The sequence below is a fragment of the Streptomyces sp. NBC_00988 genome, assembly GCF_045162645.1.
Classification (GTDB): Bacteria; Actinomycetota; Actinomycetes; order Streptomycetales; family Streptomycetaceae; genus Streptomyces.
The window spans coordinates 8,570,696-8,597,127 of sequence record NZ_CP108730.1; the positions used below are offsets into that span (position 1 = coordinate 8,570,696).

Genomic DNA, 26,432 nt, shown 5'->3' on the forward strand with positions numbered 1-26,432 from the left:
CTTCCTACTGTCGTGGCATGAAGAGTGGCATGCGGATGCGCATAGGAATTCTCGGCACCGGAGGCATGGCGGATGCCCTGGGCACGCAGTGGATCCGGGCCGGACACGAAGTGCTGTTCGGCGGGCGGGACTTGGGGAGGGCCGAGGCACTGGCACGACGGCGGGGAGGCCTGTCCGGTGGCTTCCGCGAGGCCGCCGATTTCGGCACCGGTGCCGTACTGGTGGCGTTGCCCTGGGACGCCGTAGCGGAGGTGGCTCGGCAACTCCCCTTGGCCGGACGGGTGTTGATCGACTGCACGAACCCCGTCGGCGCCGGCTTCCGCCTGCTCACCGCGGGCGGTCCCTCCGCCGCCGAGCGACTCGCCGCCGCAGCCGGTCCCGAGGCGCACGTCGTCAAGGCGTTCAACCTCTGCCACGAGGACGTCTGGCGGCTGACACCGCCGGTGTTCGACGGCCGCCCGCTCGGCGTTCCGCTGAGCGGAGACGACGCCGAAGCCCTCGCGGTCGTAGGGCAGTTGGTGCGGGATGTGGGGTGCGAGCCGTTCGCGGCAGGGGAGTTGGGCCAGGGGGCGGGGTTGCTGGAGGCGACCGCCGCGCTGCTGATCCGGCTGTGGGTGCGGGAGGGGGTGGACGCTCAATCCATCGCCCCGCCAAGGGAGTTGGCGGGGCGGCGGGACGCGTCCCTCAGCCCTTCTTCCTGAGCCCGCAGAGCACGTCGACGCGATTGGTGGTGATCGAGTCGACGCCCATGTCGAGGAGGCGGCGCATCGAGCGGCGGGTGTCCGGGGTCCACACCGACAGGAGGTAGCCGTCGCGGTGGACGCGTGCGGTGAGGTCCCGATCGACCAGTGTGAAGCGGTAGTTGAGCCAGCGCGGCCGTACCGCTTCGAGGACCGCCGGGCGCGGGGGAGCGAGCGAGGTCCAGGTCAGGGCGATCTCGGCGGACGGGTCGGCCGCGCGGACGGCGAGCATGGCGTCGGCGCCCGCGCAGTAGTACACGCGGTCCTCCGCCCCGTAGTCGCGGATCTCGTCCACGACTCGGCGCACGGCCCGTGGGTCGGCGGGGCCGGGCAGGTCGACCATGACCCGGCTGCCCTCGGTCGCGGCCAGCGCCTCGACCAGTGTCGGCACCCGGCCGTCCGTGAGCCCGCGCACCTCGTCCACCGACAGCGACTTCAGCGGCCGGTCCAGCTCCCACAGCCGTTTCAGCGTCTCGTCGTGCAGCAGCACGGGGACGCCGTCACGGGTCAGCCGTACGTCGAACTCGACGGCGTCCGCGCCCTGGTCGAGCGCGGAACGCAGCGAGTCGATGGTGTTCTCGCGGACACGGTAGGGGTCGCCGCGATGGCCCACGGCGGTCACGTTCTGCATGGGCACATTCTGCTGGTTGGCAGAGCGCGCCGGTCCGTCAGGGGGCGAGCCACGCCGAGGTGTAGGTGTCGATCTCGTCGTTGATCCGGGCCTTGCCGGCCGTGTCGAGGAAGGAGGCCCGCACGGCGTTCTTCGCGAGGTCGGCGACACCGCGTTCGTCGAGGTCGAGGAGGCGGGCGGCGACCGCGTACTCGTTGTTGAGGTCGGTGCCGAACATCGGCGGGTCGTCGGAGTTGATCGTGACGATGACCCCGGCGCGGACGAACTCCTTGATCGGGTGCTCGTCGAGCGTGCGGACCGCGCGGGTGGCGATGTTGGAGGTCGGGCAGACCTCCAGCGCGATGCCGTGCTCGGCGAGATGCGCGAGCAGCTTGGGGTCCTGGGCGGAGGTGGTGCCGTGGCCGATGCGCTCGGCGCGCAGGTCGTTCAGGGCGTCCCAGACCGTCTCGGGGCCGGTGGTCTCACCGGCGTGCGGCACGGAGTGCAGGCCGGCGGCGATGGCCCGGTCGAAGTACGGCTTGAACTGCGGCCGCGGCACCCCGACCTCCGGCCCGCCGAGCCCGAACGACACCAGCCCCTCCGGCCGTACGCGATCGTCGGTCGCGAGCCGCACGGTCTCCTCGGCGGCTTCGAGCCCCGCCTCCCCGGGAATGTCGAAGCACCACCGCAGCACGGTCCCGAACTCCGCCTCGGCCGCCTTGCGGGCATCCTCGATCGCGTCCATGAAGGCCCGCTCGTCGATCCCACGCCGGGTCGACGAGAACGGCGTGATGGTCAACTCGGCGTACCGCACCTGCTGCCGGGCCATGTCCCGGGCCACCTCGTAGGTCAGCAGCCGTACGTCCTCGGGAGTGCGGATCAGGTCTACGACGGACAGGTACACGTCGATGAAGTGCGCGAAGTCCGTGAAGCTGAAGTAGTCGACCAGGGCCTCGGGGTCGGTGGGCACCCTGGAGTCGGAGTGCCGGGCGGCCAGCTCCGAGACGATCCGCGGGGAGGCGGAGCCGACGTGATGGACATGCAGTTCGGCCTTCGGCAGCCCAGCGATAAAGGCATGCAGGTCACGGGCCTGACCGGCGGCGGTTGCGGCGCTGTGGTCGGACAAGGTTCCTCCCCGGAACGGCGCCCCGGGCAGTGCCGTGCGGGACGCGGGTGATCGGCTGATCGTTGACTCGGGATCATCGTAGGCCGGGGTGGGGTGAGGGGGCGTGGGGTGAGGGTGCTTGGGCGGGGGAGGCGGTGAGAAGGGGTTGCTCGGCGGTTGATGGGGACGGGCGGTGTGGGGGGTGCGAGTGCGGATGCGGGTCGCGGCTGGTGGCGTTGGTACAGGTGATGCGGGGCGGCGACAACTGCCGTGGCGCTGGGCAGCGGGCGGCCAGGGGAGTTCCGCGGATCCGGTCGGAGGAAATGAGCGGCCCCTCACCAGCGCCGGTGAGGGGGGCAACGGGGGAGTGTGTGCCCCCCCCGCGTCTGCGGCATGATCCGCCGGACAGGTTCTGGTGGGGCGGGTCGGTATCGGTGGTGGCGTCCTTGCTTCCAGCCAACCAACCCAACCCAACCCCGCCCGGAACCGGCGTAGCCGATGCCGACGTCATCCGTGACAGCCCAGGTGGCAGGACTGTCAGTGGAACGCTCTAGCATGGTCGCTCTGACGAAGGACCGACGGGGACGGGGACGAAACGTGGGGGACCAGACACAACCGGACGCCGGTGCGGGAGCGAACCGCGACCCGTGGGCACCGCCGGAGAGCAGGCCATCGCTGGAGAAGGGCGCCCAGCCGCCCACCCCCGGCCACCAGCCCCACCCGCAGGACCAGCCCCCGCCGCAGCCGCAGTCACCGTCCGTGCACAACCAGGCCACCGTGACCGCCATGCCGGCCGAGGGCTTCGCCCCGCCTGGTTCCGCGGCACCTGGCGCGACCCCCGGTGCCCCCAGCTACGGCCCACCCGGCACACCCCCAGGCCTCCCCACCTACGGCGCTCCCGGCTACGGCCAGCCCAACACCCCCGGCGGCTACGCCCAACCCGGCCCACCGAACGGCCCCGGCCCGGGAATGCCCGGCGGCCCGGGAATGCCAGGAGGCCCCGGAGTGCCAGGTGGCTACGGCTACCCCGGCTACCCGCAGGGCTACGGCTGGCCCGGTATGCCGATGGCCCCGCAGAACAACATGGGCACCGCCGCGATGGTGCTGGGCATCCTGTCCTGCTGCCTGTTCTGCTTCTACGGCGTCGTCTCCCTCGGCCTCGGCATCACCGCGATCATCCTCGGCGTCAAGGGCAAGAAGCGGGCCGACCGGGGCGAGGCCACGAACCGAGGTCAGGCCCAGGCGGGTTTCATCACGGGCATCATCGGGACCGTCCTGGGGGTCATCACGGCCGCCGTGATGATCGCCACCATCGTGTTCGCCATCAACCACGGAGACAGCACCGACACCTCGGACACCGACCCCTTCTACAACTCCGCCCCCAGCCTGACGGCCCCGGCCCTGCCCCAGGCCTGACCCCGCCCCGCCTGGTCAACCGGTCATTCGGCCGCGTGCTCCGACACTCACCTGGAGGCACGCCCACGGCGACGGCTTCCGCTCCCCGCCGCCTCCAGCCTGACGGCACTCGTCCTGCCCCAGGCTTGACCCGCCCTGGCAGAAGCCCCACCTCACACCCACGACAGCCGGGGGCGTGCCCATGCCGGTGACCATGGGCACCTCTCCCACCTGGGTGCCCCGCCCTCTTCGAGCCTCCGCCGGCACCAGCGATACAGGCTCCGCTCACGCCCGTCGAGCCACCGACGCACTCGCGCCCGTCGTCGCACCCGCGCCCGTGATCGTGTATCCCCGACCGCCCGACCGCCCGACCGCCCGACCGCCCGACCGCCCGACCGCCCGACCGCCCGACCGCCCGACCGCCCGACCGCCCGACCGCCCGACCGCCCGACCGCCCGACCGCCCGACCCTGCGCCCTCGCCCCTTGACCCTGCCCACCCCAATGCCCTCAGGGGCGCGGGGCTGAATCGATATGCGGCTCCGCCGCGTGAGCGCGACCAGCCCCCACGCACCCGCACCCGGCAACCAGCCCAAGCCACCCACTACCCGCACCCCGCAACGAGCCCAAGCCACCCACCACCGGCATCCCGGTGACCGTGCCCCGCCCCCATCCCCGACCTCGTCCTCACCGCCCCCCGAGCCGCTCAGCCCGGGGCCCCCGCTCAAGCCCCCCGCCGCTCAGCTCGCCGTCACCCCTCCCGCAACCGCCTCCGAGCCACCATCAACGCGAACCCCAACAAATTCGGCCCCCGCCACCGCTCGGGATCCCCCGCCGCCACGTCATCCGCGGCCAGCCCGATCCCCCACACCCGGTCCACGGGACTCGCCTCCACCAGCACCCGATCCTCCGTGCCCAGCAGAAACGCCCGCAGTTCCGCATCCCCCGCGAACTTGTGGACGCTCCCCTCGACGACGATCCCGAACCGCTCCCGCGCCCAGATCGACTCGTCGAACCCCCGCACCAGCCGCCCCGCCTTCTTGGCCTGGGACGGATGCCCCGCGGCCAGCACCCGCGCAAGGGCGTCCTCGTCGCCGAACAGCCGCGCTTTCCCCGCCATCATCCAGTGCTCGGCGGTCGCATACGTCACCCCGTCCACGGTGAACGGCGACGGCCACCACTGGCTCAGACAGCTCGCGCTCACGCGGCCGTCCGGGCGGGGCCGGTGGCCCCAGAAGTGCAGGTACTTGACCCTGGCCCCGGCCCGCACTTCCCTGATCAGGGCTTCCTGCGAGTCGATCTTTTCCGCGGCCCCCGCCGCGAGCTTCCCCGTGATCCCGTCCATACACGCGAGTCTTGCAGGCACCACTGACACTCCGTCCCCCCTTTTCCACACGGACTCGACACCTGGTCGAAGGATTCCGTCGCGTAACCAAAAGGCAACAACGGAATCACTTGTTGGAGTCCCTTTGCTCTGTCAGGATCGGCATTCAAATCGAGCTGGAGCTACGCCACCCGCCAGCGGACCAAGCGGGGCGAAGGCGGAGGAGAGCGACATGCACAACCCGGGCAGCGTCACCCCGGAACGATTCCCCGCACAGGAGTACTTCGCCGACGGCGCGCAGTTCATCGCGGGCCGCCTGACCAAGGGCACCTCGGGCCACACCCATGCCGTCGTCGACCCGGCCACCGGCGAGGACGTCTACACGTACGAACTGGCCGGGACCGACGACGTGGACGCCGCCGTGGCAGCCGCGCGCGCCGCGTTCCCGGGCTGGTCGGGGGCCACGCCCGGCGAACGCTCCGACGCGCTGCACCGTTTCGCCGCCGTACTCGCCGAGCGCGCGGACGACTTCGCCCGCGCCGAGTCCCTCCAGTGCGGCAAGCCCCTCAAGCTGACCCGCGAGTTCGACGTCCCCGGGACGATCGACAACACATCCTTCTTCGCCGGTGCCGCACGGCATCTGCAGGGACAGTCCGCCGGTGAGTACTCCGGCGACCACACGTCGTACGTACGCCGGGAACCCATCGGTGTCGTCGGCTCCATCGCGCCCTGGAACTATCCTCTCCAGATGGCCGCCTGGAAGATCCTGCCGGCGATCGCCGCGGGCAACACGATCGTCCTGAAGCCCGCCGAGCTGACCCCGCTCACCTCGCTGATGTTCGCGCAGGCCGCCACGGAGGCGGGCATCCCGGACGGTGTCATCAACATCATCACCGGCGCGGGGAAGGTCGCCGGTGAGCATCTCGTCGGTCACCCGGACGTGGCCATGACCTCCTTCACCGGATCCACCGCCGTCGGCAAGCGCGTCGCCGAGATCGCGACCGCCACCGTCAAGCGCCTCCACCTGGAGCTCGGCGGCAAGGCACCCTTCGTGGTCTTCGACGACGCGGATCTCGAAGCCGCCGTCAACGGAGCCGTCGCCGGTTCGCTCATCAACACCGGGCAGGACTGCACGGCCGCCACGCGCGCGTACGTGCAGCGGCCCCTCTACGACGCGTTCGTCCAGAAGACGGCCGCCCTCATGGCGAGCGTCCGGGTCGGCGATCCCTTCGCCCCGGGCACCGACCTCGGGCCGCTGATCTCGCACGTCCAGCGCGACCGCGTCGCCGGGTTCGTCGACCGGGCGCGTGGCTACGCGCGCGTGGTGACCGGCGGCGAGGCTCCTCAGGGAGATCTCAAGAACGGCGCGTACTATCGCCCAACCCTGGTCGCGGACGCCGCCCAGGACAGCGAGATCGTGCAGTCCGAGCTGTTCGGACCGGTCCTGGTCGTCCTGCCCTTCGACACCGACGACGAAGGCATCGCGCTCGCCAACGACACCCCGTACGGCCTCGCGGCCTCCGCGTGGAGCCGGGACGTCTACCGGGCCAACCGCGCGACCCGCGAGATCAAGGCCGGCTGTGTGTGGATCAACGACCACATCCCGATCATCAGCGAGATGCCCCACGGCGGATACAAGGCGTCCGGCTTCGGCAAGGACATGTCCGCCTACTCGTTCGAGGAATACACCCAGATCAAGCACGTCATGTTCGACAACACGGCGGTGGCCCGCAAGGACTGGCACCGCACGATCTTCGGGGACCGATAGCAGAACTGACGGCCGCCCGAGCCGCGGCCGTCTCCTCCCGAAAGGGCAGCACGCGCATGAAGCAGTACGAGCCCGACCGCCTGACCCCGGCCGAAGTGGCCGCCGTACGGCGCAGCTTCCGCAAGAGCCGGTCCGCCATGACCCGCCGTTCGGTGCTGCGCGCCTCCGCGGGCGGCGCGCTCGCGGTCGGCGGCCTCGGCGCCCTGAGCGGCTGCGGGATCCCCGCGGCCGGCAAGACACAGGGCGGCGTGTCCGCCGACGACCACTCGGCCACGGAGAAGGAGATCGACTTCTCCAACTGGCCCGAGTACATCGACACGGACGAGAGCGGCAACCACCGCCCGACGCTGGACGCGTTCACCAAGCGGACCGGCATCAAGGTCAAGTACACCGAGGACATCAACGACAACGACGAGTTCTTCGGCAAGATCCAGCCGCAGCTCGCCGCCGGCCAGTCCACCGGCCGCGACCTGATCGTCCTCACCGACTGGCTGGCCGCCCGCATGATCCGCCTGGGCTACGTCCAGAAACTGGACGCGTCGAACCTGCCGCACGCCTACGCCAACCTGTCGGACCAGTTCCGCAGCCCCGACTGGGACCCGGGCCGGGCGTACTCGTACGTGTGGCAGGGCATCTCCACCGTCATCGCCTACAACAAGAAGGCGCTCGACGGCGTCGAGGTGAAGTCGATCTCCGACCTCCTCGACAACCCCAAGCTCAAGGGCCGCGTCGGCTTCCTCACCGAGATGCGCGACAGCGTCGGCATGACGATGCTCGACATGGGCAAGGACCCGGCGAAGTTCACGACCGACGACTACGACGCGGTCATCGCCCGCCTCCAGAAGGCCGTCGACAAGGGCCAGATCCGCCGCTTCACCGGCAACGACTACACGTCCGACCTCACCAAGGGCGACTTCGCCGCGTGCGTCGCCTGGGGCGGCGACATCGTGCAACTCCAGGCGGACAACCCGGACGTCGGCTACGTCATCCCCGCCGCCGGCTACATGACGTCGACCGACAACATGCTGATCCCCAACAAGGCGCGCCACAAGACGAACGCCGAGCGGCTCATCGACTACTACTACGAGCCCGAGCCGGCCGCCGAACTCGCCGCCTACGTCAACTACGTCAGCCCGGTCGCGGACGTGAAGCCCTACCTCGCCAAGATCGACAAGTCGGCGGCGAGCAACCCGCTGATCCTTCCCGACAAGGCCATGGCGGCCAAGTCCCACGCCTTCCGCTCCCTGAGCTCGAAGGAAGAGACGGCCTACCAGCAGAAGTTCGCAAAGCTCACAGGGGCGTGACGACGATGAACACCAAGGACAACAGCGGCGATGTCCGCCTCTCCGGTATCAGCAAGACCTACGACAACGGCTTCACCGCCGTGCAGCCGCTCGAACTGACCGTCCCCCAGGGCTCCTTCTTCGCCCTGCTCGGCGCCTCGGGCTGCGGCAAGACCACCACCCTGCGCATGATCGCCGGCCTGGAGGAACCTTCCTCCGGCACCGTCCACCTCGGCGACCAGGAAGTCACCGACCTCCCGCCCTACAAGCGGCCGGTGAACACCGTCTTCCAGTCGTACGCCCTCTTCCCGCACCTCGACATCTTCGAGAACGTCGCCTTCGGTCTGCGCCGGCGCGGCATCAAGTCGGTGAAGCAGCAGGTCGTCGACATGCTCGACCTGGTCCAACTCGGCGAGCAGGCACGGAAGAAGCCGCACCAGCTCTCCGGCGGCCAGCAGCAGCGTGTCGCCGTCGCCCGCGCGCTGATCAACCACCCCAAGGTGCTCCTCCTCGACGAGCCCCTCGGCGCCCTCGACCTCAAGCTGCGCCGCCAGATGCAGCTGGAGCTCAAGCGCATCCAGACCGAGGTCGGCATCACGTTCATCCACGTCACGCACGACCAGGAGGAGGCCATGACCATGGCCGACACGGTCGCCGTGATGAACGCGGGCCGCGTCGAGCAGCTCGGCTCGCCCAGCGACCTCTACGAGAACCCGAACACCACCTTCGTCGCCAACTTCCTCGGCACCTCCAACCTCATCGAGGCCGAGGTCGACTCCAAGAGCGGCGACGACATCATCCTCAAGGCGGGCGGCGGCAAGCTCGTCCTCCCCGAGGCGCGATGTTCCGCGCCCACGACGACCGGCGGCAAGGTCCTGGTCGGCGTACGCCCGGAGAAGATCACCCTCACGCACGCCGACGACGCGGGCGAGATCCCGGCCGGCCGCAACCGCATCACCGGCAAGATCGCCGACTCCAGCTTCATCGGCGTCTCCACCCAGTACGTCATCGACAGCCCGGTCTGCCCCGAGTTCGAGGTCTACGCCCAGAACATCGACCGCGACCTCCGGCTCCGGCCCGGCGCCGACGTCGTCCTGCACTGGAACCCGGCCCACACCTTCGGCCTCGACGCCGCCCAGGACATCGACGCGGGCGTCGACATCGTGGAGGAGGCCGCCTGATGGCCGCTGTCACCGAGGCGCCGCCCCTGGCGCCCGCGCCGGAGGAGAAGCCGCCGCGCAAGAAGAGGGGCCGCTGGACGCCGTACTGGCTGCTGCTGCCCGGCATTCTCTGGCTGATCGTCTTCTTCGCGCTGCCGATGATCTACCAGGGCTCCACGTCGATCCAGACGGGCTCCCTGGAGGACGGCTACAAGGTCACCTGGCACTTCGTCACCTACTGGGACTCGCTGTCCGAGTACTGGCCGCAGTTCCTGCGCTCGGTCCTCTACGCCGCCGCCGCGACCATCCTCTGTCTGCTGCTGGGGTACCCGCTGGCGTACCTCATCGCGTTCCGCGCGGGACGCTGGCGGAACCTGATCATGATCCTGGTGATCGCGCCGTTCTTCACCAGCTTCCTGATCCGCACGCTCGCCTGGAAGACGATCCTCGCGGACAGCGGCCCGGTCGTCAGCGTCCTCAACACGCTGCACGTCCTGGACGTCACCAACTGGCTCGGCTGGACCTCCGGCGACCGCGTCCTCGCCACACCGCTCGCCGTGGTGTGCGGACTGACGTACAACTTCCTGCCGTTCATGGTGCTTCCGCTCTACACCTCGCTGGAGCGCATCGACGGACGGCTGCACGAGGCGGCCGGCGACCTCTACGCCAAGCCGTTCACCACCTTCCGCAAGGTCACCTTCCCGCTGTCGATGCCCGGCGTCGTCTCCGGCACCCTGCTGACCTTCATCCCGGCGGCCGGTGACTACGTCAACGCGGAACTCCTCGGCTCCACCGACACCCGCATGATCGGAAACGTCATCCAGACGCAGTTCCTGCGCATTCTGGACTACCCGACAGCGGCCGCTCTTTCCTTCATCCTCATGGCCGCCATCCTCGCCATGGTGACCATCTACATTCGCAAGTCCGGGACGGAGGATCTGGTTTAAATGGCCGTCGTACGCTGGTTCAAGCGTCATTTCGTCGTCATCGCGGGCCTGTTGACCCTCGGATATCTCCTCCTTCCGAACGTCATCGTCACGGTGTTCTCCTTCAACAAGCCGAAGGGGCGCTTCAATTACGAGTGGCAGCAGTTCTCGCTGAACGCCTGGGAGAAGCCGTGCGGTGTCGCCGACATGTGCGGCTCGCTCTCCATCAGCCTCCAGATCGCCGTCTGGGCGACCATCGGCGCCACGCTGCTCGGCACGATGATCGCCTTCGCGCTGGTCCGCTACCGCTTCCGCGCACGCGGCGCGATCAACTCGCTGATCTTCCTGCCGATGGCGATGCCCGAGGTCGTCATGGCGGCCTCGCTGCTCACCCTGTTCCTCAACATGGGCGCCCAACTGGGCTTCTACACCATCCTGATCGCCCACATCATGTTCTGCCTCAGCTTCGTCGTCACCGCCGTCAAGGCCCGCGTGATGTCGATGGACCCCCGTCTGGAACAGGCCGCCCAGGACCTCTACGCCGGCCCGGTGCAGACGTTCCTCCGCGTCACCCTGCCCATCGCGGCCCCCGGAATCGCGGCAGGCGCGCTGCTTTCCTTCGCGCTCTCCTTCGACGACTTCATCATCACCAATTTCAACGCGGGTTCGACCGTCACCTTCCCCATGTTCGTCTGGGGTTCGGCACAGCGCGGCACACCCGTTCAGATCAATGTCATCGGTACGACCATGTTCCTCGTCGCCGTATTGTTGGTCCTCGTCTCCATGGCGATCACCAACCGCCGCAACAAGGTCAAGGCATAACCGCACTATCCCTGTAGGGAGTTGAAATCATGGCCCCGAGCGCCATGAGCCGCAGCAACAACTGGACCAAGTCCCTTTCCGAAGCACGGCCGGTGCCGTTCTGGCTGGACGACCCCGGCAAGCCCCACCCCGAACCCGCGCTCACCGGCGCCGAGACCTGCGACCTGCTGGTCGTCGGCGGCGGCTACAGCGGACTGTGGACCGCGCTCATCGCGAAAGAGCGCGACCCGCAGCGGGACGTGGTGCTGGTGGAGGGCCGCGAGGTGGGCTGGGCCGCCTCGGGCCGCAACGGCGGGTTCTGCGCCGCCTCGCTCACCCACGGACTCTCCAACGGCCTCACCCGCTGGCCCGACGAGATCCACCGGCTGGAGGAACTGGGCGCCCGCAACCTCGACGCGATCGAGAGCGCGGTCGCCCGCTACTCCCTGGACTGCGAGTTCGAGCGCACCGGCGAGATCGACGTCGCCACCGAACCGCACCAGGCCGAGGAACTCCACGACTGGTACGGCGAGTTGGAGAGCAAGGGCCTCGCCGAGGGCACCGAGTTCCTGGACGCCGAGGCGCTCAGGGAGCAAGTCGACTCCCCGACCTTCCTGGCCGGTCTGTACGACAGCCGGGGCGTCGCGATGCTCAACCCGGCCAAGCTGGCCTGGGGGTTGAAGCGCGCCTGCCTCCAACTCGGCGTCCGCGTCTACGAACACACCCCCGCCCTCGCCCTCAAGCCGTACGGCGCCGGCATGGCCGTACGCACTTCGTACGGCTCGGTCCGGGCCCGCCGGGTCGCGCTCGGGACCAACATCTTCCCGAACCTGGTCAAGCGCGTCCGCTCGTACACCGTCCCGGTCTACGACTACGCCCTGATGACCGAACCGCTCAGCGCCGACCAGTTGGCGTCGATCGGCTGGAAGAACCGCCAGGGTCTCGGCGATTCGGCGAACCAGTTCCACTACTTCCGGCTCTCCGCCGACAACCGCATCCTGTGGGGCGGTTACGACGCGATCTATCCCTACGGCGGCCGGGTCCGCGCCGAGTACGACGACCGGCCGGAGACGTACGCCAAGCTCGCGGAGCACTTCTTCACCTGCTTCCCTCAGCTGGAGGGGCTCAACTTCAGCCATGCGTGGGGCGGCGCGATCGACACCTGCTCGCGCTTCTCGGCGTTCTTCGGCACCGCCCACCAGGGCAAGGTCGCGTACGCGGCGGGCTTCACCGGGCTCGGCGTCGGCGCGACCCGCTTCGGCGCGGACGTGATGCTGGACCTGCTCGCGGGGGAGCGGACCGAGCGCACGGAACTGGAGATGGTCCGCAAGAAGCCGCTGCCGTTCCCGCCCGAGCCCTTCGCGTGGACGGGCATCGCACTCACCAAGTGGTCGCTGGCGCACGCCGATTCGCACGGCGGCCGGCGCAACCTCTGGCTGAAGACGATGGACAAACTGGGCCTCGGCTTCGACAGCTGAGCCCGTCTGCCCGACGGGTGTGATCCAGTTCACTCCTTCGGGGTGCCGGAACCCGCGTAATGCCTGGCGGAGACCTCCCTCTCTCCTGTGACGCGACCAGCGTCGACATGAGAAAGGGAGGTCTCCTCATGACTGGGGCGAAGACGGCCGTCGAGTGGCTGGCATCCGTAGCTCCGGATCCGGAGGCCTGCCGCTGGGAATGGGAGCGCAACCCCCTCGGGGTCGCGCTGCTGCCCGCCGGCAAGGCCTGGGACGTACTCATCCTGCCGGGTGAGCTCGGCTATCCCACGCTCGATGTGCTCACCAGGGTCATCGATCAACTGGGCCCGGTACTCGTCGACTTCGGCGACGCACGGATGGGCTTCCTCGTACCGCCAGGCACCGCGAGCCGCTGGCTGGGCACGGGGATCCGTACGGCAGGACTCGGCACCTGGATCGTCGTGCCGTACCCCGGCCGGTCGACCGGCGGAGTCCGCTGGCTGGTACCGCCGGACGGCTCCGGCACCCTCACCGACCCCGCACTCCTCGAACTCGCCATGCACGAGGCGGCGGCGGGCCTGGCCACGGAAGGGGAGGACGGGTAACTGATTGAGGTCTTGACAAGCTAATTGGTCTGGACCAAATTGGGCGCGCTCCACCCCTCCAATTCCCCCATGCCCGGAGGCACTTGTGGACCGCACCAGACCCGTCCTCACCATGCTCACGGTCGCGGCCCTGGCCGTGTCCGGATTCACCGCGCTCTCGTCGGTCGCCCGTGCGGCCGACGCGGACCTGGCGAAGAACGGAGGCTTCGAAGCAGGCCTCGACAGCTGGTCCTGCACCGCGAACAGCGGTACGACGGTCAAGTCGCCCGTGCACGGCGGCAGTTCGGCGTTGCAGGCGACCCCGGCCGGCAACGACTACGCCCAGTGCGCGCAGACGGTGACCGTGCAGCCCAACTCCCAGTACTCGCTGGCCGGTTACGTCCGCGGCAGCTACGTCTACCTCGGCGCGAGCGGCACCGGCACCACCGACGTCTCCACCTGGACCCAATCGGCCCCCGACTGGCAGCAGTTGACGACGAGCTTCCGCACCGGCCCGTCCACCACCAAGGTCACGATCTACACCCACGGCTGGTACGCCACCGGCGCCTACTACGCCGACGACATCTCCCTCACCGGCCCGGCAGTGGACGTAGGCCAGCCGCCCGCCACCCCGACGGGCCTCGCCGTAGGCTCCGTGACGTCCTCCTCCGTCGCCCTCTCCTGGTCCGCCGTCACCGGCGCGACGAGCTACGCGATCTACCGCGACGGGGTCAAGGTCCAGACGGCGAGCGGCACTTCGGCCACCGTGAGTGGGCTGTCGGCCGCGACGGCGTACAGCTTCCAGGTCACCGCGGTGAACGACGCGGGCGAGTCCGCGAAGTCGACGGCGGTCACCGCGACGACGTCCACCGGCTCGGGTCCCACCTCCGGACTGCCGACCCACGCCCTGGTCGGCTACCTCCACGCGAGCTTCGCCAACGGCTCCGGCTACACGCGCCTGGCCGACGTCCCCGACAGCTGGGACGTCATCGACCTGGCCTTCGGCGAACCGACCTCCGCCACTTCGGGCGACATCCGCTTCAACCGCTGCCCGGTCAGCGAGTGCGCGAACGTCGAGAGCGACGCCGACTTCAAGGCGGCCATCAAGGCCAAACAGGCGGCGGGGAAGAAGGTGTTGATCTCCATAGGCGGCGCCAACGGCCAGGTCCAGCTGACCACCACGGCGGCCCGCGACACCTTCGTCTCCTCCGTCTCGAACATCATCGACACCTACGGACTCGACGGCTTGGACATCGACTTCGAGGGCCACTCGCTGTCGCTGGACGCGAGCGACACGAACTTCAAGAGCCCCACAACTCCCGTGGTGGTCAACCTCATCGCGGCCCTGAAGACCCTGAAGGCCAAGTACGGTGCGAAGTTCGTCCTGAGCATGGCGCCCGAGACGTTCTTCGTGCAGATGGGCTACCAGTTCTACGGCACCGGCAAGTTCGGCGGCCAGGACCCGAGGTGCGGGGCGTATCTGCCCGTCATCTACGCCCTGCGCGACGACCTCACCCTGCTGCACGTCCAGGACTACAACTCGGGCCCGATCATGGGCCTCGACAACCAGTACCACACCATGGGCGGCGCCGATTTCCACATCGCGATGACGGACATGCTGCTCACGGGCTTCCCGGTCGCGGGTGACACCAACAACATGTTCCCGGCGCTGCGCCCCGACCAGATCGGCATCGGCATGCCGGCGTCGGTCAACGCGGGCAACGGCTACGTCGCCCCGGCCGAGGTCACCAAGACGCTGGACTGCCTGACGAAGAAGGTGAGTTGCGGCTCGTACACGACCCATGGCACCTGGCCGACCCTGCGCGGGCTGATGACCTGGTCGATCAACTGGGACCGGTACTCGAACTGGGAGTTCCAGAAGACGTTCGACGGCTACTTCGGCTGAGGTCCGCTGCGAAAGCGGGCAAAGCGGGCGAGGAAGAGCCACAGTGAGGCGAGCAGCACCGTACCGAGGCACCAACTGGCCACGACGTCCAGTGGCCAGTGGTAGCCCCGGCGGACCAGCCCGAAGCTGACGGCGGCGACCAACAGGGCGCAGGCGATGACCAGTTCGCGGCGGGCGTACGTCGTCCGGAGCCAGGGGAGGAGGAGCAGGGTCGCGGAGCCGTAGGCGATCATCGCGGTGGCCGTGTGGCCCGAGGGGTAGTAGCCGGTGCCGGGCGGGACCGCCGGGGTGCCGCCGCGGGCGATCAGTTCCTTGAGGGGGACGACGATCGCCGGGACCAGGGCCATCAGCACGGCCGCCGCGAGGGGTGGCAGCCACCAGCGGTCCGTACCTGTGGCACGGCCGCGCCATCCGACGTAGACGAGAACGACGACGAGGACGGGTACCGCGACCTGGATGTTGCCGAGGTCGGCGAGGAGTTCGGAGGCCCGGTCCGGGTGGACGAGTGCGCGGCTGAGGCGGGTGTCCAGGCGGAGGAGGGGGCCGTCGGCCGCGACCTGCCAGGTGATCACCGCGAAGAGGAGCGCGGGAAGGGCGAGAAGCAGCCAGAAAAAGGAGGTCGGCCGGCCCGGAACAGGGGGGGTAGTTCCGAGCCGGCCGTCCGGATCGGATGGCCGGCCGCCCCGGGGGGTTTGGGGCGGGCGACTGTCCGATCGGTGAGGAGATTCGGAGCCAGAGGCTCCTGTTGTGTGCGCGAGGGCACGACCAGGTCGAAGCTGGGGAGGCCCCGGCCTGAAGTCGCCCACAGTCCCCTGTGGGCGGGGTGTATCTCTCATCTGGGTAGAACCTACGGCAGTGGCTGCGGGTACGACAGGCGGAATCGCGTCCCGTCATGCACCCCGCACACCTTCTTCACACGGCCTGACGCCCGCCGCACCGGTCCCGGAATCGCTGTGGATGAAACGGGTGGGGCGGTTGAGGCGTATGGGGCTCAACTCCTGTGCGGGGGCTGGGAGTTGCGTGTGGCCCGGATGTACGGGCGGGGGTGGCTCAGATACGTGCGAACGCCTGCTCGATGATGTCGAGGCCCTCGCTCAGCAGGTCCTCCCCGATGACCAGCGGGGGCAGGAAGCGCAGCACGTTGCCGTAGGTGCCACAGGTCAGGACCAGCAGCCCCTCCTGGTGGCAGGCCTTGGCGAGCGCGGCCGTCGCCTCCGGGTTCGGCTCCTTGGTCGTACGGTCCTTGACGAGCTCGATGGCGATCATCGCGCCGCGCCCGCGCACGTCGCCGATGATGTCGAACTTCTCCGCCATGGCCCCGAGCCGGACCTTCATGACCGCCTCGATGTTCTTGGCCTTGGCGTTGAGGTCCAGCTCCTTCATGGTCTCGATCGAACCGAGCGCACCGGCACAGGCGACGGGGTTGCCGCCGTAGGTACCCCCCAGCCCACCGGCGTGCGCGGCGTCCATGATCTCGGCGCGCCCGGTGACGGCGGCGAGCGGCAGCCCGCCCGCGATGCCCTTGGCGGTGGTGATGAGATCCGGGACGACACCCTCGTCCTCACACGCGAACCACTGCCCCGTACGGCAGAACCCGGACTGGATCTCGTCGGCGACGAAGACGATCCCGTTGGCCTTGGCGAACTCGCTGAGCGCCGGCAGGAAGCCCTTCGCCGGCTCGATGAAGCCGCCTTCGCCGAGGACCGGCTCGATGATGATCGCGGCGACGTTGTCCGCGCCGATCTGCTTGTTGATCATGTCGATGGCCTGCGCGGAGGCCTCGGCACCGGCGTTGTCCGGACCGGTCGGCCAGCGGTAGCCGTAGGCGACCGGGACGCGGTAGACCTCGGGCGCGAACGGTCCGAAGCCGTTCTTGTACGGCATGTTCTTCGAGGTCAGCGCCATGGTGAGGTTGGTCCGGCCGTGGTACCCGTGGTCGAACACGACGACGGCCTGGCGCTTGGTGTACGCCCGCGCGATCTTCACGGCGTTCTCGACGGCCTCGGCGCCGGAGTTGAACAGCGCGGACTTCTTGGCGTGGTCACCCGGGGTCAGCTCGGCGAGCGCCTCGGCGACCTCGACGTACCCCTCGTAGGGCGTGACCATGAAACAGGTGTGGGTGAAGTCGGCGAGCTGTGCGGTGGCACGGCGTACGACGGCCTCGGCGGACGCGCCGACGCTCGTCACGGCGATGCCGGAACCGAAGTCGATGAACCGGTTCCCGTCGACGTCCTCGACGATCCCGCCGCCCGCGCGCGCGGTGAACACGGGCAGCACGGAGCCCACACCGGCCGCGACCGCGGCGGTACGGCGGGCCTGCAGCTCCTGCGACTTCGGGCCGGGGATGGCGGTGAGAACGCGGCGCTCCTGCGGAAGTGCGGTCATGAGGGGCTCCTGGGGTGGTGCGGACGCTTTTCTTCTTTCTTCCTTTCTCGCAGGCTAGGGCGGGTGACCGGGGGTGGGCATGCTCCATGTGGGCGGTGTCGGGGGTGGGGGTTGTCCGTCGTGGACAGTGCCGGGATCACGAGGATCGGTATGGACCCGGCCATGTAAGCGGTGAACTCCCCTTGTGGGCGCGTTAGATTGACTCGCTGACGGTGTACGGAACGGCTGGTCAAGGGGCGAGGGCGAGGGCGAGGACGATGGACAGCGACGGGACGCGGGACGCGCAGGGCACGCATGCGAACCCTGTGCCGCGTCCGGCGGGACCGGCAGACCCGCCGGGGCGGCGCGCCGTACCGCCGAGGCCGGCGCACGCACCGAGCGCGGCCGGCCCCGCCGTGGCCGACTGGCTCGACGAGCCCCGGCCCGCCGCGGGACCCGGTGTCTGGCGGTTCGGATACCGCGTGCCCAAGCCGGAGCGGAAGACGGAGCGGCTGTCACCGATCACCATCGTCGGCGTCGTCGTCCCGCTCCTCGTGGGCATGGTGCTGTGGTCGCTGTGGAAGCACGGCAGCATCCCCTACCAATGGGCACTGCTGAGGGTGCTCACACCGGGCGACTGGTGGTGGTCCGGCACCACGACACCCAAGGGCAAGGGCGTCGAGGCCGTGATCGTCGCCGACGGCGTGTTCTTCGCCCTCCTCGTCTACGGCATGGGACGCCTGGGGAGCTGGCCGGACATCATCCGGCACCTCGTCACCCGCCGCCCGCAGCCGACGCGGGCGCTGCTCGCCCTGCTGGGCGCGGTGATCGCCCTGAACCTGGTCGTGGTCCCGAGGATCTTCCCCGGTGTCGGCTGGGACGCGCTTCCGGTGGCCCGCCCCGTGTACCACCTCATCGCCCTTCTGCCGGGCGGCTACGACCTCATCTCCACGCCGCTGGTGGGCAACCTGCTCTACGTGGTCATCGGCGTGCTGGTCGTCTGGCCGTTCGCCCGTATCGGCGGCTGGCTGCCACTCATCCGGCAGCGGTACGGCGCGGGCGACACCGCGGCTCAGGCGACCGTCCCCGAGCAGGCGCAGGCCGCCGGGTCACCGTCGCACTGGCCCGAGCTTCGCGAGGCGGGGCAGTTCGAGGCCGCGGACGTCCTCACCGCCGAGGTGCGGGCGGGGTGGATGAACGACGTGGACTGCGCGCGCGTCGAACACGCCTGGAAGCAGGCTCGACGGACCGGCGACCTCGCGTCCTTCACCGACACCGTGCTGCGTTCCGGGGGCGGCGCCTGGATCCACCCCTCCGGCGCCCGTGACCTGCCCGGCCGTGTCGCCCGGCACGACCTGCTCGCCGGTCAGGTGCGGATCGGGACCTGGGCCGCGGGTGAGCGCACCCCGCTCGCCTACCGCGGCGCCGGCAGCGCGCTCGGCCCGGACACGCTGGGGACCTCGCTGCTCGTCGTCGGACCCTCGGGTTCGGGCAAGACGCGGCACGTGGTGCGGCCGGTGGTCGAGAACCTCACCCTGCAGGCACTTACCGGCCGGTGTGCCGTCGTCGTGGTGTGCGCGACCGGTGCGCCGCTCGGCCCGGACGACGCGTTCGACGTGATCGTCCGTGTCGGCGACCCGGCGTCCGTCCACGACCTCGACTTGTACGCCGAGTCCCACGACCCCGACGAAGCCGCGGCCCTGCTCGCGGAAGCCCTCGTCGGCGACCTCGACACCGTGGACACCCAGCGTTCCGCCACCGTCCTCGCCCAGCTCCTCGGCCCCTACCGGGCCGCGTACGGCAGGTTCCCCGCACTGCCCGTGCTGCGCGAACTCCTGGAGAGCGAGCCGAGGGCGCTGGCGGAGCTGAGCGCGGCACTCACCGACGACCAGCACGCCGTGATGCGCCGCGAACTCGACTCCCGTATGCGTCATGCCGGCGGCGGCAACGACCCCGGCCAGGCCCTCGCCGACCGGCTCGCGCTGCTCGACCGCCCGGTGTTCGCCGAGTTCTTCGGAGCGGGCGGCGGAACCGTACGGCCGTTCTCGCTGCGCGCCGTCGCCCACCATCCGCTGCGGGTCCGCATCGACCTGCCCGAGCACGGGCACGACGAGGCGGCCCGGCTGCTCACCCGGCTGGTCCTCGCGCAGTTCGCCGCGGTGGTGCGTGGCCGTGAGCGCGGGCACTTCGCCTGCCTCGTCCTCGACGACGCCACCGGCGCGGTGAACACCGAGTCGCTGCGCCGGATCCAGCGGCTGCGGTCCGAGAACGCGGGCGTCGTCCTCGCCCTGCGCACCGTCGGTGACGTGCCCGAGGCCCTGCACGGCCCGCTGTACGGTGCCGTCGGCTGCCGTATGGCGCTGGCCGGCGTCACCACCTGGGACGGTAGCCGCTTCGCTCACGCCTGGGGCACCGAGTGGGTGGAGACCAAGGACGTCGCCAAGCACACCGTCTTCGCCGACCAGCCCATGACCCGCGCCATCCACGCCCTCCGCAAGCTGGTCACCGGCAAGGCCGTGACCACGGAGGCCGTGACCGTCCGCCAGGTCGAGCGGGAGCGCTGGTCCGCGTCCGAACTGGCGCACGGGGTGCCGGCCGGCCACGCCGTACTGTCCCTGACCAGCGTGAAGGGGGAGCACGCACCGCCGCTGCTGGTGGATCTGCGAGCCCCAGCCCCCTGAACCGGACATACAGGTACGCCCCGACCATACGGTGAGGCAGAATCGGCTCAGGCAGTTCATACGCGACGGCCAAAAGATCGACGTGATCGCCAGTTCTTCCTCCACCTGAAGGCACCATGCCCCCCACGCTCGCCTCGCTCGTCCACCACTCCGCGCTCAAGCTCACCGTGCGCGCGGGCGAGGACCACTTGGACGTGCCCGTGCGGTGGGTGCATGCCAGTGAGCTGGCCGATCCGGTGCCGTACATGGAGGGCGGGGAGCTGCTGCTGATCACCGCGTTGAAGTTGGACGCGGAGGACCCGAAAGCCATGCGGCGGTATGTGAAGCGGCTGGTGGGGGCCGGGGTCGTAGGGCTCGGGTTCGCCGTCGGGGTCAACTACGACGAGATTCCCCAGGCGCTCGTCGACACCGCGGGGGAAGAGGGGCTGCCGCTGCTCGAAGTCCCCCGGCGCACCCCCTTCATCGCGATCAGCAAGGCCGTCTCCGCGGCGATCGCCGCCGACCAGTACCGCTCCGTCACCGCCGGCTTCGCCGCGCAGCGCGAACTCACCAAGCAGGCCCTCACCGACGGCCCCGAGGGACTCCTCGCCGCACTCGCCGCGCAGGTCGACGGATGGGCCGCGCTCTACGACGCGTCCGGCGCCGTCGTCGCCACCGCACCGGAGTGGGCGGGCCGCCGCGCCGCCCGGCTCACGGCCGATGTGGAGCGGCTGCGGGACCGGCCCGCACCGGCGTCCTCGGTCGTGGGCGGGCCGGACAACGAGGACCGCGTCGAACTGCACACCCTCGGCACCGGCCGCCGCCCGCGCGCCGCACTCGCCGTAGGGACGGAAGCGGCGCTCGGCACGGCGGAGCGGTACGCCGTGCACTCCGCGATCGCGCTCCTGACCCTCACCACGGAACGCTCGCGGTCCCTCCAGGCCGCCCATGAGCGGATCGGGGCGGCGGTGCTGCGGCTGCTGCTCGCCGGGCATCCGGACCACGCGCGGGCGGTCGCCGGGGACCTGTACGGCGGGCTGCTCGACGCGCCGTTCCGGATCATCGTGGGGGAGTCGGCGGACGGTGAGCCCCTGGACGGGCTCGCCGAGGTCGTGGAATCCGCTGCCGCGCGGTCCGGGGAAGCCGTGCTCGTCGTAGCGGAAGGGCCGGAACGGCTGGTCGTGCTGGCCGTGGACGGTGGTGCCGCCGTGGAGGCGTGCGGCGAGTACGCGGCGACGCGGGAGGGCGAGCGGGCCTCCTCGACCACCGGCGAGCACAGCGGCGACGAGAGCGAACTCGTCGTCGGGCTCTCGGCTCCGGCCGGGCCCATCGCCGCCGCGGGCGCCTACAAGCAGGCCGAGCAGGCCTTGTCCGTGGCCCGGAGGCGGGGGCGGGTGCTCGTCGAACATGAGCAACTGGCCGCCGGGTCCGTGCTGCCGCTGCTCGCCGACGACGCGGTGCGCGCGTTCGCGGACGGGTTGCTACGGCCGCTCTCCGAGCACGATGCCACCGGGCGCGGGGACCTCGTCGCCTCGCTGCGGGCGTGGCTGTCCCGGCACGGGCAGTGGGACGCGGCGGCCGCCGACCTCGGGGTGCACCGGCACACCTTGCGGTACCGGATGCGGCGCGTCGAGGAGATCCTCGGGCGGTCGCTGGACGACCCGGACGTACGGATGGAGTTGTGGCTCGCGCTGAAGGCGACGGCCGCCGCGGAGTAGGCGGCATCTGCCGAACTGGAGTGTCCGCGCCAGGCACTGCTACGGCCCGGACAAACGCAGGCTCGCTTCCCCGCACCTACGGTGGAGCGAGTAGCACCGAGTACAAGCACCCCCAACGCGGAAGGGCCGGCACACGCAATGCCCAACGAAACTGTGGCAGTCACCCACGCCTTCTGGCTCGCCGGCCGCCAGGCCACCGGCGAGGACACCTTCGACGTCACCTCGCCCTGGGACGGACGCCTCGTCGGCAAGGTCAGCGTGCCGACCGACGCCCAGGTCGAGGAGGCGGTGGCCGCCGCGTACGCCGTACGGGACGAGTTCGCCGCGACCCCCGCCCACGTCCGCGCCGCCGCCCTCGACCACGTCAGCCGGCGTCTCGTCGAGCGCACCGAGGAGATCGCGCAGCTCATCTCCGCCGAGAACGGCAAGCCGATCAAGTGGGCGCGTGGTGAAGTCGGCCGCGCGGTGTCCGTGTTCCGGTTCGCGGCGGAGGAGGCCCGGCGGTTCAACGGCGGCGAGGCCCAGCGCCTCGACACCGACGCCGGCGGCCAGGGCCGGCTCGCCCTCACCCGGCGCTTCCCGAAGGGCGCCGTCCTCGGCATCGCGCCCTTCAACTTCCCGCTGAACCTGTGCGCCCACAAGATCGCCCCCGCGATCGCGGCCGGCGTGCCGATCATCCTCAAGCCCGCCCCGGCCACCCCGCTCTCCGGCCTGATCATCGGCGACCTGCTCGCCGAGTCGGAGCTGCCCGCCGGTTCGTGGAGCATCCTGCCGGTCGCCAACGACCACATGCCCGCCCTCGTCCAGGACGAGCGGCTGCCGGTGATCTCCTTCACCGGTTCGGAGAAGGTCGGCTACGCGATCATGGACTCGGTGCCGCGCAAGCACTGCACCCTGGAGCTGGGCGGCAACGGCGCGGCCGTGGTCCTCGGGGACTACGCCTCCGACGCCGACCTCGACTGGGCCGCGACCCGCATCGCCACGTTCTCCAACTACCAGGGCGGCCAGTCCTGCATCTCGGTGCAGCGGGTCATCGCCGACGCCGCCGTCTACGACCGGCTGCTCCCGCGCATAGTCGCCGCCGTCGAGGCCCAGGTCACCGGCGACCCGAGCGACGACAAGACCGACGTCGGGCCGCTCGTCAGCGAGGCCGCCGCGCAGCGCGTCGAGTCGTGGGTCCAGGAGGCCGTCGAGGCGGGCGCCACCCTCCTCGCCGGCGGCAAGCGCGACGGCGCCTCGTACGCGCCGACCGTGCTCACGGACGTACCGGCCGACACGACGATCTCCTGCGAGGAGGTCTTCGGACCGGTCCTGACCGTGACGAAGGTGGACGGCGAGGCCGCCGCCTTCGCCGCCGCCAACGACTCCAAGTACGGCCTCCAGGCAGGGGTGTTCACCCACGACGTGCAGGTCGCCTTCCGCGCCCACCGCGCCCTCGAAGTCGGCGGCGTCGTGATCGGCGACGTCCCGTCCTACCGCGCCGACCAGATGCCCTACGGCGGCGCCAAGCAGTCCGGCGTCGGCCGCGAGGGCGTCAAGTTCGCGATGGACGACTACACCTACGAGCGGGTGCTGGTGCTCACGGGCCTCGCGCTCTGACCGGGCTCGGGACGAGAGCGGTCGCTCTGACCGTTCTCTCACCGAGCAGCCCTAGCTAATGGGATCCATTTTCATATAGCCTCCCCGAAGGGGCCCGGCACCGATGCCTTCCGGTGCCGGGCCCCTTCTCTGCCGCCGGCTGCCTCCGGACCCTCAGCCGGAGAAGCCGACGTGCGCGAGCCGCAGCGGGCCGCGCAGCTTCAGGTGCACGTCGTGCACGCCCTCGGCGACGATCGCGGCGCCGAGCGTGGTGTAGTCGTACGGGCCCGACGTCGGCCCGGGCAGGGCGAGTTGGGCGAGCGCCGGGCCGCCGTCCAGGGACAGTTCCACGACGCCCTCGCCCGCCACCTCCACGGTCACCTCCGTGACACCGGTGCCGAAGTCGCAGTGCCGGTAGGTCAGTTCGGCCGTACCGCCCTGCGCCGGGGTCACCGCGTCGCCCGCCGCCTTCGTCCGGTCGACGATCTCGCCGCCCGACTGCTCGTCGAAGTCGGCCGCGTCCAGGCCGTGTTGGAGGAGGGGGCGGGGGGCCGCGGGCTCGCCGTCGAGCGTCACCGTCGTACGGAGACGGATGTCCTCGCTGGAGGCGCCGAGGAGGAGTTCGTACGGACCCGGTTCGAGGCGGTGGCCACCCCGTGCCACGTCCCAGAACTCGAAGGCGGACAGCGGGACTTCGAAGGACAGCACCGCTGCCTCGCCCGGCGCGAGGGTCACGCGGCGGTGTGCGGCCAGTTCGCGGCGCGGACGCGGGACCGACGGGTCCGTGGCGCGGGTGTACAGCTGCGCGACCTCGTCGGCCGTCACATCGCCCGTGTTGGTGACCGTGAACTGCACGTGCACCGCCCCGAGTTCGACCTGCGCCGTGAGGCCGCCGTACGTGAAGGACGCGTACGACAGGCCGTGGCCGAAGGGGAAGAGAGGGGTGCCCTCGAAGTAGAGATACGTCTGGCGGCCGCCGATCACGTCGTAGTCGAGGAGGTCGGGCAGGTCGGTGTCGGCGGCGTACCAGGTCTGGGGGAGGCGGCCGGCGGGGGAGACGTCGCCTGCGAGGACGCGGGCCAGGGCGGCGCCCGCCGCCTGGCCGCCGTGGGCCGTCCACAGGGTCGCCGGGAGTTCGGCGGGGTCGACCGTGTACGGGTACGCGGAGACCAGGGCCAGGACCGTGTTCGGGTTGGCGGCGCGGGCCGCGCGCAGCAGGCGCTGTTGGTGGGCGGGGAGTTGGAGCGTCGTACGGTCCTCGGTCTCGCGGCCGTTGATGTGCGGGTCGTTGCCCGCGACGACGAGCACCACGTCCGCCGCCTCCGCGACCCGGGCCACCGCGTCCTCGCCGCGCTCGGCGACCACCAACTCGAAGACTTCCGCGTTTTCCTCGGCAACCTTCACGCCGTCGGCGGCGACAGAGACGTGGCGACCCGTACCGATGTGCAGCAGGAGGTGACCGTTCTCGTGGGGTTCCAGGCGGAATGTCTCCTGGACGACCCAGCCTCCGGGCTGGTCGGCGGAGGCGCGGACGTAGCCGTCCTCGGCGACCGAGAGGTAACGGCCGTCCGGGGCGCGGAGGGTGAGGACGCCCTCGCCCCAGTCGACGAGGGCGAGTTCGGTGCCGGTGTCGTCCGTGGTGAGGGGCGGGAGGTCGGTGCGGCCGGCGAGGAGGGCCGGGTCCAACGCGCCCTCGGCGCCGCGTACTTCGTCTTCCGCGTCCGCCAACGGGACGTGCAGGAAGGTGCCTTGGGTGGTGCGCAGCCGGACGCGGTCCACGCCCTCCGCGAACTCGACGCGCTCGGCGCCGAATTGCTCGTACAGGCCCTCCAGCGGGGTGGAGCGGTGGATCAACGTGCCGCTGTACCAGTCGAGTTTGCACTCGTCGGCGAGCAGGCCGACCACGGCCAGGCGGGTGTCGTGGGCGAGGGGCAGCAGGTCGCCGTCGTTCTTCAGGAGGACCACCGCCTGTTCGGCGGCCTCCTGGGCGAGGGCCCGGTGCGCCGGGGTGTCGAAGTCCTCGATGCCGGCGTGCGGGTCCTGCGCCGGGTCGAACTCGCCGAGCCGGAACCGCACCGAGAGCTGACGGCGGACCGCCGCGTCGACGTCCGCCTCCGTCAACAGGCCCTGGTCCAGGGCACCTTGGACCCGCGCCACGATCGTCGAACCGTCCGTGCCGTGGTCGGTGAAGCTGTCCACGCCGGAGAGGAGCGAGGCGGCCGTCGCCTCCTCGTGGGTGTCGAAGTAGTGCTCGGAGTCGACCAGGTTGGAGGGCGCGCCCGCGTCCGAGCAGACGAGGAGGTCCTCGTCGGTCCAGGTGCGCAGATGCTCGCGGAGGTAGGGCGAGACGTGGTTGGGGCGGCCGTTGACCAGGTTGTACGCGGGCATCACGCCCGCCACCGCGCCCGCCTCGACCGTCTCGCGGAAGGCGCGCAGGTCGTACTCGTGCAGCACGCGCGGGCGGACCGAGGACGACGAGATGTCGCGGCCCGTCTCGTTGTTGTGCGCCAGCCAGTGCTTGAGGACGGGCGCCGTGCGCCAGTACGTCGGGTGGTCACCGCGCAGGCCGCGCGTGTACGCCGTGGCGATCGCCGAGGTCAGCTTCGGGTCCTCCGAGTAGCCCTCCTCGTTACGGCCCCACAGTGGATGGCGCAGCAGATTCACCGTGGGGGACCACACGTTGAGGCCGACGCGGTCGTCGCGGGCCCGCATCGCGCGGACCTCCTTGGACACCGCGTCGCCGACCCGTCGTACGAGATCCTCGTTCCAGGTCGCGCCCAGGCCCACCGCCTGCGGGAAGACCGTCGCCGGGCCCATCCACGCGACGCCGTGCAGGGCCTCCTGGCCGGTGCGGAACGCGGCGACGTCCAGACGCTCCACGGCGGGCGCGTACTGGTGCAGGAAGCCGACCTTCTCGTCGAGGGTGAGCCGCGACAGGAGGTCGTCGATGCGCTTCGCGAACGGCAGGTGCGGATCGCGGAAAGGCGGCGTAGGCGGCGTTTGTGCGGTCACGTGGGGTTCCCCTTGCGATGGAGCGGCGCGGCTCTTTCGAAGC

The 26,432-nt window shown here is 70.4% G+C and carries 19 protein-coding genes; 13 read left to right on the forward strand and 6 right to left on the reverse strand.

Annotation, left to right across the window (positions count from 1 at the left end; translation table 11 throughout):
• Positions 1-35 precede the first annotated feature (35 nt).
• Positions 36-701 (forward strand): NADPH-dependent F420 reductase, encoded by a 666-nt coding sequence (locus OG496_RS39485; RefSeq protein ID WP_405976806.1) that lies wholly within the window; start codon positions 36-38, stop codon positions 699-701.
• Here the strand turns inward: OG496_RS39485 and OG496_RS39490 are convergent.
• Both OG496_RS39490 and OG496_RS39495 read right to left on the reverse strand, forming a co-directional pair.
• Positions 685-1,371 (reverse strand): glycerophosphodiester phosphodiesterase, encoded by a 687-nt coding sequence (locus OG496_RS39490; RefSeq protein ID WP_405974255.1) that lies wholly within the window; start codon positions 1,369-1,371, stop codon positions 685-687. The two genes, OG496_RS39485 and OG496_RS39490, sit on opposite strands and share 17 nt — an antisense overlap.
• 37 nt (positions 1,372-1,408) lie before the next feature.
• Positions 1,409-2,476 (reverse strand): adenosine deaminase, encoded by a 1,068-nt coding sequence (locus OG496_RS39495; protein ID WP_405974256.1) that lies wholly within the window; start codon positions 2,474-2,476, stop codon positions 1,409-1,411.
• A gap of 576 nt (positions 2,477-3,052) precedes the next feature.
• On the opposite strand from OG496_RS39495, the gene OG496_RS39500 reads away from it, so the two are divergent.
• Positions 3,053-3,871, forward strand: a complete 819-nt coding sequence (locus tag OG496_RS39500) for a DUF4190 domain-containing protein (RefSeq protein ID WP_405974257.1) — start codon at positions 3,053-3,055, stop codon at positions 3,869-3,871.
• A gap of 728 nt (positions 3,872-4,599) precedes the next feature.
• On the opposite strand, the gene OG496_RS39505 is transcribed toward OG496_RS39500, so the two are convergent.
• Positions 4,600-5,193, reverse strand: a complete 594-nt coding sequence (locus tag OG496_RS39505) for an NADAR family protein (RefSeq protein ID WP_405974258.1) — start codon at positions 5,191-5,193, stop codon at positions 4,600-4,602.
• A gap of 211 nt (positions 5,194-5,404) precedes the next feature.
• Here OG496_RS39505 and OG496_RS39510 point away from each other — a divergent pair, with 211 nt between their 5' ends.
• From OG496_RS39510 to OG496_RS39545, 8 genes are all read left to right on the forward strand, one after another.
• Positions 5,405-6,940 (forward strand): gamma-aminobutyraldehyde dehydrogenase, encoded by a 1,536-nt coding sequence (locus tag OG496_RS39510; protein WP_366490249.1) that lies wholly within the window; start codon positions 5,405-5,407, stop codon positions 6,938-6,940.
• A 56-nt stretch (positions 6,941-6,996) separates the two neighbouring features.
• A complete protein-coding gene (locus OG496_RS39515; protein WP_327400966.1) occupies positions 6,997-8,244 on the forward strand; it encodes a spermidine/putrescine ABC transporter substrate-binding protein in 1,248 nt (415 codons plus the stop codon).
• A gap of 5 nt (positions 8,245-8,249) precedes the next feature.
• Positions 8,250-9,404 (forward strand): ABC transporter ATP-binding protein, encoded by a 1,155-nt coding sequence (locus OG496_RS39520; RefSeq protein ID WP_399397604.1) that lies wholly within the window; start codon positions 8,250-8,252, stop codon positions 9,402-9,404.
• On the forward strand, positions 9,404-10,330 hold the full coding sequence (locus OG496_RS39525; RefSeq protein WP_328678297.1) for an ABC transporter permease: 927 nt from the start codon (positions 9,404-9,406) through the stop codon (positions 10,328-10,330). Before OG496_RS39520 ends, OG496_RS39525 begins: the two co-directional genes overlap by 1 nt.
• A complete protein-coding gene (locus OG496_RS39530) occupies positions 10,331-11,131 on the forward strand; it encodes an ABC transporter permease (RefSeq protein WP_366490254.1) in 801 nt (266 codons plus the stop codon).
• Between the two features lie 29 nt (positions 11,132-11,160).
• A complete protein-coding gene (locus OG496_RS39535) occupies positions 11,161-12,588 on the forward strand; it encodes an NAD(P)/FAD-dependent oxidoreductase (RefSeq protein WP_405974259.1) in 1,428 nt (475 codons plus the stop codon).
• A gap of 128 nt (positions 12,589-12,716) precedes the next feature.
• Complete coding sequence (locus tag OG496_RS39540) at positions 12,717-13,172, forward strand: hypothetical protein (protein ID WP_365309969.1); 456 nt, start codon at positions 12,717-12,719, stop codon at positions 13,170-13,172.
• 112 nt (positions 13,173-13,284) lie between these two features.
• Positions 13,285-15,057 carry a chitinase gene (locus OG496_RS39545; RefSeq protein ID WP_405976807.1) on the forward strand — a complete coding sequence of 591 codons (1,773 nt, stop codon included), beginning with the start codon at positions 13,285-13,287 and terminating at the stop codon, positions 15,055-15,057.
• Here the strand turns inward: OG496_RS39545 and OG496_RS39550 are convergent.
• Both OG496_RS39550 and gabT read right to left on the reverse strand, forming a co-directional pair.
• On the reverse strand, positions 15,045-15,863 hold the full coding sequence (locus OG496_RS39550) for a phosphatase PAP2 family protein (protein WP_405976808.1): 819 nt from the start codon (positions 15,861-15,863) through the stop codon (positions 15,045-15,047). The two genes, OG496_RS39545 and OG496_RS39550, sit on opposite strands and share 13 nt — an antisense overlap.
• A 244-nt stretch (positions 15,864-16,107) precedes the next feature.
• Positions 16,108-17,442, reverse strand: coding sequence for a 4-aminobutyrate--2-oxoglutarate transaminase (gabT, locus tag OG496_RS39555; RefSeq protein WP_366490257.1), 1,335 nt, complete (start codon positions 17,440-17,442; stop codon positions 16,108-16,110).
• 257 nt (positions 17,443-17,699) lie between these two features.
• Here gabT and OG496_RS39560 point away from each other — a divergent pair, with 257 nt between their 5' ends.
• From OG496_RS39560 to OG496_RS39570, 3 genes are all read left to right on the forward strand, one after another.
• Positions 17,700-20,102 carry an ATP/GTP-binding protein gene (locus tag OG496_RS39560; RefSeq protein ID WP_405974260.1) on the forward strand — a complete coding sequence of 801 codons (2,403 nt, stop codon included), beginning with the start codon at positions 17,700-17,702 and terminating at the stop codon, positions 20,100-20,102.
• Between the two features lie 116 nt (positions 20,103-20,218).
• A complete protein-coding gene (locus OG496_RS39565; RefSeq protein WP_405974261.1) occupies positions 20,219-21,799 on the forward strand; it encodes a PucR family transcriptional regulator in 1,581 nt (526 codons plus the stop codon).
• Between the two features lie 153 nt (positions 21,800-21,952).
• Entirely contained in the window at positions 21,953-23,398 is a 1,446-nt protein-coding gene (locus OG496_RS39570; protein ID WP_405976809.1) for an aldehyde dehydrogenase family protein, read from the forward strand.
• A 153-nt stretch (positions 23,399-23,551) separates the two neighbouring features.
• Here the strand turns inward: OG496_RS39570 and OG496_RS39575 are convergent, their stop codons facing one another.
• On the reverse strand, positions 23,552-26,389 hold the full coding sequence (locus OG496_RS39575) for a glycoside hydrolase family 3 C-terminal domain-containing protein (protein ID WP_405974262.1): 2,838 nt from the start codon (positions 26,387-26,389) through the stop codon (positions 23,552-23,554).
• Positions 26,390-26,432: the final 43 nt, after the last annotated feature.

What these genes read in the sequence shown, in the direction of transcription:
- OG496_RS39515 (WP_327400966.1), top strand. Translation starts at nt 6,997, where the DNA reads ATGAAGCAGTACGAGCCCGACCGCCTGACCCCGGCCGAAGTGGCCGCC.
- OG496_RS39485 (WP_405976806.1), top strand. Translation starts at nt 36, where the DNA reads ATGCGCATAGGAATTCTCGGCACCGGAGGCATGGCGGATGCCCTGGGC.
- OG496_RS39560 (WP_405974260.1), top strand. Translation starts at nt 17,700, where the DNA reads ATGGACAGCGACGGGACGCGGGACGCGCAGGGCACGCATGCGAACCCT.
- gabT (WP_366490257.1), bottom strand. Translation starts at nt 17,442, where the DNA reads ATGACCGCACTTCCGCAGGAGCGCCGCGTTCTCACCGCCATCCCCGGC.
- OG496_RS39490 (WP_405974255.1), bottom strand. Translation starts at nt 1,371, where the DNA reads ATGCAGAACGTGACCGCCGTGGGCCATCGCGGCGACCCCTACCGTGTC.
- OG496_RS39565 (WP_405974261.1), top strand. Translation starts at nt 20,219, where the DNA reads ATGCCCCCCACGCTCGCCTCGCTCGTCCACCACTCCGCGCTCAAGCTC.
- OG496_RS39510 (WP_366490249.1), top strand. Translation starts at nt 5,405, where the DNA reads ATGCACAACCCGGGCAGCGTCACCCCGGAACGATTCCCCGCACAGGAG.
- OG496_RS39525 (WP_328678297.1), top strand. Translation starts at nt 9,404, where the DNA reads ATGGCCGCTGTCACCGAGGCGCCGCCCCTGGCGCCCGCGCCGGAGGAG.
- OG496_RS39505 (WP_405974258.1), bottom strand. Translation starts at nt 5,193, where the DNA reads ATGGACGGGATCACGGGGAAGCTCGCGGCGGGGGCCGCGGAAAAGATC.
- OG496_RS39535 (WP_405974259.1), top strand. Translation starts at nt 11,161, where the DNA reads ATGGCCCCGAGCGCCATGAGCCGCAGCAACAACTGGACCAAGTCCCTT.
- OG496_RS39520 (WP_399397604.1), top strand. Translation starts at nt 8,250, where the DNA reads ATGAACACCAAGGACAACAGCGGCGATGTCCGCCTCTCCGGTATCAGC.
- OG496_RS39540 (WP_365309969.1), top strand. Translation starts at nt 12,717, where the DNA reads ATGACTGGGGCGAAGACGGCCGTCGAGTGGCTGGCATCCGTAGCTCCG.
- OG496_RS39545 (WP_405976807.1), top strand. Translation starts at nt 13,285, where the DNA reads ATGCTCACGGTCGCGGCCCTGGCCGTGTCCGGATTCACCGCGCTCTCG.
- OG496_RS39530 (WP_366490254.1), top strand. Translation starts at nt 10,331, where the DNA reads ATGGCCGTCGTACGCTGGTTCAAGCGTCATTTCGTCGTCATCGCGGGC.